Annotated in this window: 10 protein-coding genes; 2 read left to right on the top strand and 8 right to left on the bottom strand. The window is 66.8% G+C overall.

Features of this window, described 5'->3' with window-relative positions:
- The 7 genes from ACZY1I_RS31580 to ACZY1I_RS31550 all read right to left on the bottom strand — a co-directional run.
- A partial coding sequence (locus tag ACZY1I_RS31580; protein WP_463761530.1) for a PE family protein occupies nucleotides 1-3,686 on the bottom strand: 3,686 nt, incomplete at its 3' end.
- Nucleotides 3,687-3,986: 300 nt separating this feature from the next.
- On the bottom strand, nucleotides 3,987-4,409 hold the full coding sequence (locus ACZY1I_RS31575) for a nuclear transport factor 2 family protein (protein WP_463761528.1): 423 nt from the start codon (nucleotides 4,407-4,409) through the stop codon (nucleotides 3,987-3,989).
- 19 nt (nucleotides 4,410-4,428) lie between these two features.
- A complete protein-coding gene (locus ACZY1I_RS31570) occupies nucleotides 4,429-6,033 on the bottom strand; it encodes an AMP-binding protein (protein ID WP_463761526.1) in 1,605 nt (534 codons plus the stop codon).
- 29 nt (nucleotides 6,034-6,062) lie between these two features.
- Nucleotides 6,063-7,187: an aromatic ring-hydroxylating oxygenase subunit alpha gene (locus tag ACZY1I_RS31565; protein WP_463761541.1), complete on the bottom strand. Its 1,125-nt coding sequence runs from the start codon at nucleotides 7,185-7,187 to the stop codon at nucleotides 6,063-6,065.
- Nucleotides 7,188-7,350: 163 nt separating this feature from the next.
- Complete coding sequence (locus ACZY1I_RS31560) at nucleotides 7,351-7,776, bottom strand: nuclear transport factor 2 family protein (RefSeq protein ID WP_463761525.1); 426 nt, start codon at nucleotides 7,774-7,776, stop codon at nucleotides 7,351-7,353.
- A 66-nt stretch (nucleotides 7,777-7,842) separates the two neighbouring features.
- Nucleotides 7,843-8,034, bottom strand: a complete 192-nt coding sequence (locus ACZY1I_RS31555; RefSeq protein ID WP_463761523.1) for a ferredoxin — start codon at nucleotides 8,032-8,034, stop codon at nucleotides 7,843-7,845.
- Nucleotides 8,035-8,054: 20 nt separating this feature from the next.
- Nucleotides 8,055-10,451 carry a CaiB/BaiF CoA-transferase family protein gene (locus ACZY1I_RS31550; RefSeq protein WP_463761539.1) on the bottom strand — a complete coding sequence of 799 codons (2,397 nt, stop codon included), beginning with the start codon at nucleotides 10,449-10,451 and terminating at the stop codon, nucleotides 8,055-8,057.
- An 87-nt stretch (nucleotides 10,452-10,538) separates the two neighbouring features.
- Here ACZY1I_RS31550 and ACZY1I_RS31545 point away from each other — a divergent pair, with 87 nt between their 5' ends.
- Entirely contained in the window at nucleotides 10,539-11,360 is an 822-nt protein-coding gene (locus ACZY1I_RS31545; protein WP_463761521.1) for a FadR/GntR family transcriptional regulator, read from the top strand.
- Nucleotides 11,357-12,088 (top strand): SDR family oxidoreductase, encoded by a 732-nt coding sequence (locus ACZY1I_RS31540; RefSeq protein ID WP_463761519.1) that lies wholly within the window; start codon nucleotides 11,357-11,359, stop codon nucleotides 12,086-12,088. The genes ACZY1I_RS31545 and ACZY1I_RS31540 overlap by 4 nt, the downstream gene beginning before the upstream one ends.
- Here the strand turns inward: ACZY1I_RS31540 and ACZY1I_RS31535 are convergent.
- Nucleotides 12,039-12,902 carry an LLM class flavin-dependent oxidoreductase gene (locus tag ACZY1I_RS31535; RefSeq protein ID WP_463761518.1) on the bottom strand — a complete coding sequence of 288 codons (864 nt, stop codon included), beginning with the start codon at nucleotides 12,900-12,902 and terminating at the stop codon, nucleotides 12,039-12,041. The genes ACZY1I_RS31540 and ACZY1I_RS31535 overlap by 50 nt on opposite strands.
- Nucleotides 12,903-12,992: the final 90 nt, after the last annotated feature.

The raw sequence follows: 12,992 nt of genomic DNA, 5'->3' as shown, positions 1-12,992 counted from the left end.
GATCCGCCCAACCCGCCGGCCCCACCAGCGCCACCCGCGCCACCGGCCTGACCAGCCGCGCCCGCACCACCATCGCCGCCGGCACCGCCAGTACCGCCGGTGGCCTGGGTCAGCGCAACTGATCCGCCTGTTCCACCGGCACCACCACTGCCGCCGGGCGCGCCCAGGCCGCCGTCGCCGCCGGCACCACCGTTCGCACCGACACCCGGACCCGCGGTACTCACAAAGGTGCCGCCCGTGCCGCCATTACCGCCGGCCTGACCGCTCACCGTGCCGTTCGCGCCACCAGTGCCCGGCGTTGCGTCGTTGAAGGATGGCGGGTAGCCGGTGCCGTCATCGCCATCAGCCGCCGGAGCCACCGGGTTCGGGTTCACCCCCGCCGCACCAGCCCCACCGTTACCACCAGCACCCCCGGCGCCGCCGTTGCCGTAGTTGCCGCCCGCACCGCCGGCACCACCATTGCCGCCGGCGACACCCGCCGCAGTGGTGGTAAACCCGGCACCCCCGGCGCCCCCGTTACCCAGCACCCCCGACGGTGTCGTGCCATCGATACCGTTGCTGCCGGTGCTCACACCCGTGCCGCCCGTGCCGCCCTTGCCCTCGAGCCCGGTGTCACCCCCCGCTCCGCCGGCCCCGCCATCGCGAGTCACCGCGTCACCGGCGCCGCCTTTGCCGCCGTCACCCGGGGCGGCACCGTTACCGCCGTTCCCCGCATTACCGCCCGCACCCGTCAACCCGGTGGCACCCTTCGCCGCGGTACCGCCTGCCCCGCCATTGCCGCCGTTGCCGCCGCCACCGCCGTTGCCGCCATTACCGCCAGCCTGGCCGGTACTGCCGGCGACCGTCGCAGCGTCGCCGGTAACCCCAGCGCCACCATCACCGCCGTCAGCACCGTGCCCGCCCGTGCCACCGGCACCGCCATTACCCGCCAGCGATCCGCCCACACCGCCGGCGCCGCCGACACCACCAGCGCCGCCCGCCACCCCATTGCCACCAGACTCACCGGGCGCCATGCCGGCAGCGCCGTTACCACCGGCCGCGCCATTGCCGCCCGCACCACCAGCACCGCCATTGCCGCGGTTACCGCCCGCGCCACCCGCGCCACCGTCCCCGCCATCGAAACCCGCCGCGAGCGTGTTGAATCCCGCACCGCCGGCACCACCATTACCCAACACACCCGTCGGCGTCGTGCCCTTGCTGCCGTCAGCACCAGTGCTCACACCGGTGCCACCCTTGCCGCCGGCCGCACCGAACCCGGTGTTCCCGCCGGCACCGCCCGCACCGCCGTTACGGGTACCCGCGTCACCGGCCCCGCCCTTGCCGCCGTCGCCGGGAGTCGCACCGTTGCCGCCATCGCCGGCGGCACCGCCCACACCCGTCACCCCGGCGGCGCCCTTCGCGGCCGAACCACCGGCCCCGCCGGCACCGCCATTGCCGCCAACCCCGCCGTCGCCGCCCGAACCGCCCGCCTGGCCCACCCCGCCGGCCGCTGTCGCATCAGCGCCCGTCGCCCCGACCCCGCCATTTCCCCCATTAGCGCCGTGCCCACCCGCACCGCCCGCGCCACCGTTACCCGCCAGCGACCCGCCCACACCGCCGACCCCGCCGACACCACCCGCCCCGCCGGCCATCCCGACACCACCGGACTGGCCCGTCACCGAAGCAGCGACCCCATCAGTGCCCGCAGCACCATTGCCGCCCACACCACCAGCGCCACCATTACCGCGGTTACCGCCCGCACCACCAGCGCCACCATCACCGCCATCGACACCCGCCGCCAGCGTGTTGAATCCCGCACCGCCGGCACCGCCGTTGCCCAGCACCCCAGTGGGTGTCGTGCCGTCAATGCCGTTGGTTCCGGTGCTGGAACCGACGCCTCCTGTGCCGCCCTTGCCGCCGAACCCGGTATCACCGCCAGCTCCACCTGCCCCGCCATCACGCGTCACCGCATCCCCGGCGCCGCCGGTGCCACCATCACCCGGGATCGCACCGTTACCGCCATTACCGGCACTACCGCCCGCACCGGTAGCACCCGCGGCTCCACTTACCGCGGTGCCACCGGCTCCGCCGTTACCGCCATTACCGCCGCCGGCACCGTTGCCTCCCGAACCACCGGCCTGCCCCACAGCACCAGGCGCTTTCGCGGCTTCGCCACTGAACCCGGCGCCGCCGTCACCGCCATCAGCACCGCGACCGCCGGCACCACCGGCACCGCCATTGCCCGACACCGATCCACCCGCGCCACCGGCCCCGCCGACCGCACCCGACCCGCCGGCCATCCCGTCACCGCCGGATTGCCCCGTCGCTGTCGCGGCGACCCCATCAGTGCCGGCCGCACCATTGCCGCCCGCACCACCGGCACCGCCATTACCGTGACTACCCCCAGCGCCACCCATCCCCCCGGCCGTGCCCGACCCACCTGCTGTCGTGGCATTAAACCCAGCCCCACCCGCACCACCGGTACCCCCAGCCACCACCGACCCCGTCGCACCCGTAGCGCCCCCACCAGCACCCGGACCGCCCCCGGCCCCACCGACACCACCCACTCCGACGCCGCCGGTATCGCCACCCACCCCGCCGATACCGCCAGCGGTCACCGCATCCCCGGCCCCGCCGACCCCGCCCGTACCCGCAACGCCCGAATTACCGCCGGCACCCCCAGCACCACCGGAACCATTGACACCCGCACGACCAAACAACCCATGACCCTGCCCACCAACCCCACCCGCACCACCAGCACCGCCATGCCCGCCAGTACCGCTATCACCACCCTCGCCACCCGTCACACCAGGCGAAGTCGCCGCCCACCCCACACCACCGGCACCGCCGGCACCCCCGACACCACCCCCACCACCAGTGCCACCGGCGCCGCCATCACCGAATATCAACCCACCACGACCACCAGCCCCGCCCGAACCCGCGCTACCGCCGTCTCCGCCCAGCCCACCAGTGCCGCCCGCCGCAGTCGCAGAACCGGCCGCCCCCGCAGACCCCAATGCCCCTGCCACGCCTGAACCGCCCGCACCCCCAGCGCCACCATGGCCGAACAACAATGCGCTACCCCCAGCACCGCCGGAACTACCCACACCCCCCACCCCACCAGCCCCGCCATTGCCGAATAGCCAGCCACCACTACCCCCCACACCGCCGGCAGCCCCAACACCGCCAGTCCCTCCCACGCCACCCGGACCCAACAAGCCAGCAGCACCACCCGCACCCCCGGCCTGCCCCGACGCACCCGACCCACCGTTACCACCACGACCAACCAACAACCCACCCGCACCACCAGCAGCACCCGACCCCGCCGCACCATCAACACCCGGACCCAACAGCGGACGCCCCAACAACAGATTCGTCGGAGCATTGATCAAACCCAGCAGACCTTGCTCCAACGACGCCGCACTGGCCGCCTCCGCACCCCCATACACCGCACCGGCGCCGGTCAGCGTCTGCACAAAACGGGCATGAAAATCCGCCGCCCGCACACTGACCGCCTGAAACTCCCGGCCATACGTGCCGAACAACGCGGCAATCGCCGCCGACACCTCATCGCCGGCCGCCGCCGCCACCCCAGTCGTCGACACCCCCGCCGCCGAAGACGCCGCACTCACTGCCGACCCGATCCCACCCAAATCCGTCGCCGCCGCAGCCAGATCGCCGGGTGCCAAGAACACATACGAAGCCATCAGAACGCCCGATCACTAGTTATAAAATTGACGCAAGAGAAGGCCTCCGACAGCCGGATGGAAACGCTACGCCCCCGGGACCCGCTTTACGCCCGAACAGCATCATTCAACGCAGCAAAATTGCGCACACGCCAAATAGCGCCTGGCTCCACTATCTCCCGGGGCAATAGTTGATGGTGTTAAGGAGCGATCCTCAGGCGCAGCGACGCGTATTTCAGACCACCCCCGCAGCGCGTCTCACGAGCGCCGAAGGCAAGTTGAGAGCTGTGCCGAGGTTCGGGGGCCCCGGTGACCTGTCAGTTACCCGACGAGGTGACGGCTCGGCACCGAATCCCATTGCAGTTCCCGGGATGTGAAGTACCAACCGCCGCGCTCATAGGTGAGCTGGTCCCGATAGGTCCCGGTGGCCCGAAGGGCGGGTTCGTCGTGTACGGCGGTGAAAAGAATCGCGACACAGTGCTGGGTCGCATTGACGCCATCGACATGGATCTCGTTGTCGACGGTGACCAGGCGCTGCCCGTCGCCGCCGTCGAAGGCCGCACGCAGGTCAGTGAACGTCTTCCCGTCACGCAGATAGCTGGCGCCGGAATGACGGAATGTGGCGATCCAGACGTCGCGGTCGCCTTCCGAGTACGCCCGATTGTGCCGGGCGGTCAGATCCAGAATGCCCGCGCGGCCAGTTGCGGCCTGCAGCATCTGCTGTTCCTGATAGGTCATGCTCATTTCTTCTCCAACCTGTCTTTCATCGGCTTACTACGTAGCCGTGACTCTCCCGATCCCACGTATCCGCACTCAATCCGCGGGCGCGCAACACGTCTTTACGGATCCGACCGATGACATTCTTGGGTAGTTGATCGACGATATCGACGAATCGGGGCACGCAGAAGTAGGGCATCCGCGCGGAGCAGTAATCCAGCAACTCGGTGTAATCAAGTGTGGCACTGGACTTTAACGTCACAACCAACAGAATGTCGTCCTCACCCAGGTCACTGGGCACTGCGACCGCGGCGGCCTCCTGCACCGCCGGATGGCCCATCACCACCGTCTCCAGCTCCACCGAAGAGATGTTCTCACCGCGGCGGCGCAACGAGTCCTTGACGCGGTCGACATACGTCAGGTGCAAGTCTCCGTTGCGGTCAGCGTCGAATCTGCCCATGTCGCCGGTGCGGAACCATTCTGGGTGCGGATCCACGGACAGCCCCTGCCGCTCGTCGGCGCACACGTAACCCAGGCTCATCACTCCCGGATATCTCGCCCTGCAACTGATCTCGCCCACCGTTCCGGTTGCCGACTCGGTGCCGTCGGCGTTGACTATCCGCACATCGAAATTCGGATTTGGCCGGCCCGATTCGCCGGGAACACCTTCGTCGGCAACGCCATTGACCGCGAGGGGAAACGCCTCGGTCAGGCCGTACATCGTGACGATGCGGCAGTCATAACGCTGCTCGACCGCGGGGTAGGAATTCGCATCGATCGGCGCTGCGGAGATGAATCGCAAGGGCAACTGGGTGTCTTGGGGGTCAGGGGGCAGGCTCTGCAACATCGAGACCATCGCGCCGGCTCCCACAAAGCCGATGGCATTGTGAGCACGCACCTCGTCCCATACCTCGCCAGGATGAAAAGAACTGGCCAGCAGAGTCTTTCCGCCAACCAGCAGTGGCGCCAGCACCGCCGGAGCCGCGCTCAGGTGAAACAGCGGCATCGCGGTCCACAGCGTTTCCCCGGCGGCGAACTCCCACGCCGAGACGACGGTCGCGGCCACCGAGAACAGGTACTGCCACGACGTGGCAACGGCTTTCGAAGGACCGGTGGTGCCGGAAGTGAAGAACAGTGCCCCGACACCGGCGTCGTCGACTGTCGTGTCCGGCGCAGGGTCACCGCATTCCAGCGCCGTTGTCAGTGAATCTCCCAGCACCAAAATGCTTTTCACGGATTTCAGCTGATCGGAGATCTCCTCGATCCGGGTTCGCCGCTCGCTGTCGGTGAGGATCACTTTGGCCTGCGACAGCGCGATGTTGTGCAACAGAAAGTCGCCCTTGTTCGCCGCGTTCACCGCGGCGCTCACAGCTCCGATCCGTGCGGCACCCAGCCAGAAGTAGATCCATTCCGGGCAGGTCGCGGTGAACAATGCCACGCAATCACCCACGCCCACGCCGAGATCGGCCAGCAAGCCGGCCGCCGCACCCGACCGCCTTCGCATCTGCTCGAAGGTGATATCTTCGCCGGCCACGGACATCATCACCCGGTCGGGATACTGCTCAGCGCGACGGCGCAGTACGTCGGAAACAGCGAAGTGATCGACACCGAAATCGGCAGGATTGGGTGGGCCGGCCCGTTCGGCGCACATCAGACGCTGGGTGCTAATCCGACTGCCGGTCAGGCCGGCGATGCCGCCGGGTCCGGCTCACCGTCAGCGGTGTATCCGAAATCCTTCGGCGACGCTTCCACGCCAGGGTAGAAGCGGTGCGCCCAGCGCCGCAGGGTGGCGTAGTCGCGCGCCTCCTCCGGCGCCAGGTTCGGCTTCTCCAGGTACTTCATGTTCTCCCATGTAAAGAAGTCCTGCTTGATGACTTCCTGCTGCAGCGCCAGAAACTTGGCCGCGCGACCGGTGGGCACGTCGCCGGAATCCCCGGGCTCGCGAACGGAGGCCTGGGTGTAGAAGTAGTCGGTGTAGTCCTCGTCGACCGGGGTCTGGCCGGTGACTTCAATAGTGGCGACGAGGTCGCTGGGGAACCGCACCAGGCCAAGCCCCAACGAGTAGTTGTCGTAGATGATCTTGGCGTCCACCGGTCCGTTCGGAGTCAGCCAGGTCTTGGCCCGACCGCCACCGAAATGGGCGCTGACGGTGGCGTGCAGGTGGTAGCCGTTCGTCTCGAACGAGGTGGTGTTGGCGGGATTCGCGGCTTTGTGCACGTACTGCACGTGGTACGGATCGGCCGCATTCTCGATGATCATCTGCGCGTGAACTTTGACCCGGTTGACCATCCGGCTGTGCGGGTGCAGCGGGTAATACTCGTCGGTTTCCAATTCCGGCAACACTGGCGGTTGCCAGTACGGTGCGCGACCGTGTCGCTCGTGCCAGACCAGGATGAAGCCGTACCACTCGGTGGTCGGGTAGGTCCGGATACGGACGTTGTTCTTACAGCCGATCTTGCTGTACGGGATCAGCGCGTTGGTGCCGTCGCCGCGCCACTGCCAGCCGTGCCAGGGGCAGACGATGTGTTCGCCCTCGACCGTGCCGCCGACACCCATGTTGGCGCCGAGATGCTGGCAATACGCGTCCAGCACGTGCACCTTGCCAGACTTGGTACGGAACAGTACCAACTCTTCGCCGAAGTAGTGCACACGCTTGACCTCGCCGGGCTTCAAGTCGGAGGCGAACGAGACGATGAACCAGCCGGTCGGGAAGCGATAGGTGGACAACGCGATGCCGGACGGACCGAACTCCCGTTCCGACGGATCGATCCGGTCCGCACCGAGGCCTGAATCGGTGCCTGAAATGGTATCCGTCACGAGTTCTCCGTTTCGCACGCGGCCGCACGGCAAGGGGCCGCCCGCACTTCACCGCGGTTCGACAACTATCTCTATTTTTACTATTTTAGACATTGAACGTCAATCCGGCCCCTGGGCGGTCAGCGCGCACCGCCATTCACCATGTGGCCCTTCAGCTTTCAAAAGCGGCCTGCACCGCCAACGGATCCAGGTAGTCGCGCCAGTGCACGATCTTGCGGTCTCTGATGGTGATCACCGAGACGAATCGGTTGGCGTACGGCGCACCCGTCGTCACCACATGGCCGTGAATTGTGTACTCCAGCACCACCACCGACTTGTCTGGGTCGTAGTAGCGGTGCACATCGCTGCTGCCGGTCTGCACGATCGCCTGCCCGTATCCGGAATACAGTTCGGCCAGCGCGTCGCGCCCGACAATTCTGCGCGGGTAGTCCGGAACCGTGATGATGTACTCGACCACCACGTCCTCGGCATGAATGGCGAAGAAATCGTTCCCGTCGACCAGGCCGGTCAACGCCTCGGCGATCAACTCGAAGTACGGCCGCATCGCGGCGTAGTTCGACATATCAAGCGCGTTCATCGACGCCTCCCGGTTAGCTCGACTGCTGTGCGCACCGACTCTAAAGGGAGGCGCCGACAGATCCGGTCAGTCGACGATGCGCAGCGCTGCCCGTGGGCACTGATCCACTGCGGCGCGAACGTCGATCTCGCGGTCTTCGGGCACATCGCCGTCTGCGATCTGCACCACGTCCTCGTCACCCAACTCGAAGATGTCTGCCGCGAGCGACTCACAGAACCCGTTGGCTTCACACATGTCCGGATCAACGATCACGCGCATCAGATGTCCCCTTACTTTCTCTAGAGGCCCGCCGGTCGGTTTCCGATCACCCCGCCGGCAGCGAGGTGCGCGAGGTCCTCCTCATTGAGCCCGCACTGATCGCGCAGTACTTCTTCATTGTGCTCGCCGAGAGTCGGCGGTGGGCGCAGAAGCCAGTGGCGTTGCCCGGCGAGTAGGGCGAACGGCGGAGTGGGATAGAGGCCGGGTCCGGTGCTTGGGTGGGTCAGCGACTCGAAAAACCCCCGGTCGTTTAACTGGGCGTTCTCGGTCACCAATGTCGGTGACACGACGGGCGCGACCGGTATGCCCGCACTCGCCAGCAGGTCCACCGTCGGTTCGAGCGGCCGACCGGCGAACCAGTCTGCCAGTTGGACGTCGATCTCGTCGGCCCGCTCACGTCGGTCAACGACGGTCGACACGCCATCAGCCCAGGCCGGCTTACCCAGCAACGAAACCAGCGCTGCCCACTGCGTGTCGTCACCTACGCTGACCGCGATCCAGTCGTCGTCGGGTCCGGCGCATCGGTAGATGTTCTGCAGCGCTCCGCCCTGACCGCGATTTCCCCGCCGGCTCAGCGTCTTGCCGAAGACCTCGGCTTCGATCGGCTGTATTGCGGTGGTATTCAACACCGCCTCCACCATCGGTAGCTGGACCTGCTGGCCGGTTCCGGTGCGTTCGGCGAAGTGCAGCGCAGCCAGCACAGCGAACGCGGCGTGCACGCCGGCCAGCGGATCGCAGGCTCCGCGCGGAGTCACCGGCGGTGTTTCGGCCAGTCCTGTCACCCAGGTGAGACCGCCGATCTGCTCCATGGTCGGAGCGAACCCGACTCGTTCACGCCACGGTCCGTCCAACCCGAACGCCGGCATCCGGGTGACGACGAGTTCCGGGTTGATGTCCAGTAGTACCTCGGCGGTGAGACCGAAATGATCCATGACTCGCGGCGAGAAATTCTCGATCACCACGTCGGCCTGAGCAACCAGCGTCCGGAACAGTCCCCGCCCTTCCTCGGATCCCAAATCCAGTGTCACCGAACGCTTGTTGGTGTTCATTGCCTGGAAAACCCAGCCGTACTCCCACCAGTCGTCCACGTCGGTGCGCATGCCGCCCGAGTACCGAATACCGTCCGGGCGCTGGATCGACTCCACCTTGATCACGTCGGCGCCGAAGGCAGCCAACAGATGAGTGGCCGCCGGGCCGGCCCAGAAGGCGGTCAGATCTACGATGCGAACACCCTGCAGCGGCAACCCGGCCGCTTTCGTCGCCGGTGCGGATTCTCTTTCCTGCCAAGGAGATTCGTTGTCAGCTGCACCGACATCCGGGGTCTCACCCAGCGGGGCGGGCGCGCACCGCGACATCAGCCAGGGCGGCCGGGGCTGGTGAAAGCCGGCGGGGTTGGCAACGAACACCCCGCGTTCGGTCATGTAATCCATGTCGCGGACGGTCGCCCCGTTGCCCAGCGCAGCGATCGGCAGGCGGAACAGCTGGCCCAACTCGACGATCTCCGACACGGTCCGCTGCGCCATCCACGGACCGATGGACTCGTAGATGAAGTCCCGGTACTCCCAGCGGCCGATCTGGAAACGCAGTTGCGGAATCTCCTCGAACTGAGGGCATTCCACCATCGCGGCGAAATCCAGCCATTGCTGGCCGGTGACCATCGTGATTCCGACGTAGCCGTCTTTGGCGGCGACGATGGAGGGCACTTCCAGCGTGCGGCGGATCGGCGGGACGCGAAGCAGCTGGGAATGCAGCCATTCGCTGCTTTGCATCGCGGTGATCGCCTCCAGCATGGACAGGTCCAGGTGTTCGCCCGGGCCGCCGCGCTCGACGCGACGCCGCACCGCCAGCGCGCCGAATGCGGCGTACACACCCCCCATGTACTCACCGAGATCGCCACCGATCGAGATGGGCGGTCCGGCGGGATCTCCCCGAAAGCCGGTGCAACCCGACCAGGCCTGCAGCGTGAACTCGGTGGCGGCGAGGTCGGCGAACGGACCAGTCCAGCCGAAATCGGAGATCGTGACGACGATTGCCTGCTCAGAGGAGGCCAGCAATTGCTGCGGATCGATCCCCAGCGCCGCGGCCCCCGATCGCCCGGCGGTTACCACCACCACGTCGGCAGCGGCGAGTTCGGCTTCAAATCGCGGTGAATCCGGCGACACACTTAAACTGCCCTTGCCGGCGTTGAGGTAGCTGAAGAACGGCGAGGCCTGACCATCGGGAACCGGCGAACACGTCGCCGAGTACCGCCGCAACGGATCTCCTTGCGGCGGTTCGATTTTACGGACCTGCGCCCCGGCATCCACCAACAGCTTCCCGCAGTAGCTGCCCGCCAAGCGGTCACTGACCTCGACGACCCGCAGATCGTCAAGCGGCGTCGGCCGGTGATCGGCCCCGTGACTCACGCGGCTATTTATACCATTACTGCTAAAATAGCTAAGCCAGTTGAGTTCGCGGGGCCAGCGACCGTGCGCTTGATCCTGCTTTAGCTTGCGAGGACTCGGATGACCGCCCTGGGAATTGGACCCGACGCCCGTCGCAGGCTGTCGGCCCCGAGAATCGCCGAAATCGTAGCCGACGAACTGCGGCGTCAGATCATCGACGGCGAACTCGCGGACGGCGATCTGTTGCCGCGCCAGGAGGTGCTGGTCGACCAGTTCAAGGTCAGCCTCGTTTCGCTGCGCGAGGCGCTGCGCATCCTCGAGACCGAGGGACTGGTCTCGGTGCGACGGGGAAATCGTGGCGGCGCTGTGGTGCACGCGCCGGCGAAGACCAGCGCGGCCTACATGCTCGGTCTGGTGCTGCAGAGCGAGAACGTCGCCGTCAGCGATCTGGGTATGGCGCTGCAGGAACTCGAGCCCGCGTGTGCCGCACTGGCCGCCCAGCGTGCCGACCGCGCCGACACCCTGGTACCCGAACTCAAGCAAGTCAACGACGCCATGGCCGAAAACCTGGAGGACGGCCGGCAATTCACCGAAATCGGCCGCCAATTCCACAATCTCATCGTTCGCGGTTGCGGAAACCACACCATCATCGCGGTCGTCGGCAGCCTGGAAACCTTATGGAGCAGCCACGAACAGCAGTGGGCGGACGAAAGTGCTGCCCGCGGCACCTACCCGTCGCTGGCGCGACGGCGGGCGGCGCTCAACACCCACATCAAGCTGACCGAAACCATCGCCGAGGGCGACGTCGACCGCGCCCGCCGCATCGCAGGCCGACACCTCGCCGACACCCAGACCTACGTGTTGTCCGGCCGGCCCGAACAACGGATCTACGCACTGTCCCCGCAAGCGATGTCACGCCCACGGGACGTCCGCAGGCCGTGAGAACCGCGGTAGTCACCGGCGGCAGCGGTGGCATCGGCAAAGCCTGCGCCGCCAAGCTGTGTGAACTCGGCTACGACGTGGCGATAGTGGCACGTCGCGAAGGTCCGCTGCGTGCAGCGGCCGACGAACTCGGCGCGCGGGCGATCGTGGCCGACGCATCGGATCCGGACGGCTTCGCCGCTGCGATGAGCACACTCGAGCACATCGACCTCGTCGTTCACGCGTCGGGCGCGCTGGGCGGAACGTATGCCCGCAAGCAGACGTTCGAGCAGTGGCGCACGATCATCTCGGCCAATCTGGATTCGTGCTTCGTGGTGACCTCGGCGGTGCTGCCCCGGATGCGCCCCGGTTCGCGGCTGATCTTCATCTCGTCGTCGGCATCCCACGAACCGATGATGGGCCGGACCGCCTACTCAGCTTCCAAAGCAGGCATGAACGCGTTCGCCCGCGCCTTGGCAATGGAAGTCGACCGCGACGGTATCGCCGTGCATCTGGTTACCCCGGGTCCGGTGGAAACCGAGATGCTGCAGGATGTTCCCTTCGAGATGTACGCGATTCAGGTGTCCGATATCGCCGAGGCCGTGGCGTGGCTGGACACCGTCGCCCCGTCCGTCGATCTGCCGGAGATCCGGCTGAGCGCGGTGGAGCGCGGGCCGTACGCGCGTCCGCCGGTGGTGCCTACCGAAGCCCGTCGCCGTGCGACGACGCAGCGTGCGGGAAGTTCTTGATCACCGTTTCCCCGAATTCGGCAAGCGATGCCGGGGCGGCGAAGTCGGCAAACCATACGTAGAAGCGCTCGACCCGCTGCTCGGCCAGACCTGCGAAATGCCCGCTCAATTCGTCCGCGCCGCCGCACACCAGGCCCGGCCCGAGGTGACCGAATCGCCGAGTGCTCACCTCGCGCACCGCGGCGGGATCACTATCCGAGCGTGCGAAACCGACCATCTGCTGCACCGAGATCCGTGCCGAACCCGCGTCGTCGGCAAGCCGGGGCAGCCGGTCCAGGTGATTCGCCTGCAGATTCCACCAATCCGCATACTGGGCAACGAGTTTCATCATCCTGGGGCCGCTGCCACCAAGTACCAGCGGTATCGGTTGCGCCGGCCCGGGCTGCTGGCCGCCGTCCCAGTAGTGCCGGATCAGTTCCAGGTGACGGCCCAGTTGTTCGACGCGGGCCACCGGATCCTGCTGGCCAACATCGAATCTGGCGAACTCCGCAGGCCAGGATCCCGAACCCAGGCCGAGATCGAACCGATCTTCCGATGCCGCCGCCAGGGTGACCGCCTGTTTGGCCAGCACGGCCGGATGCCGAAATGCGTCACACAACACCAGATGGCCGACGCGCAACCGCTGGGTCATCGCCGCCACCCAGCCGGCAATGCTCATTGCCTCCCAGATGTTTTCGGTTGCCTGCCCGGGTGCCTCAAGGTGATCGATGAAGGCGATCCCGTCGAATCCGGCCACCTCGGCGTGCTGGGCCCGATGCACGATGTCGGCGACCGGCAACCGCACCTGTGGCAGAAACAGATACCACTCGACCATTCGTCCACCTAATCATTTCGCCGAACATGGTCCCCGACGGCTGCGATTGCGCGCAGGTCGCTAGTTTACTATTTTTATTATGTTAGGGGT

This window comes from Mycobacterium sp. IDUB_37, from assembly GCF_055419245.1.
The sequence above is the reverse complement of the archived record's forward strand: the minus strand, read 5'-3'. Positions and strand labels throughout refer to the sequence as shown.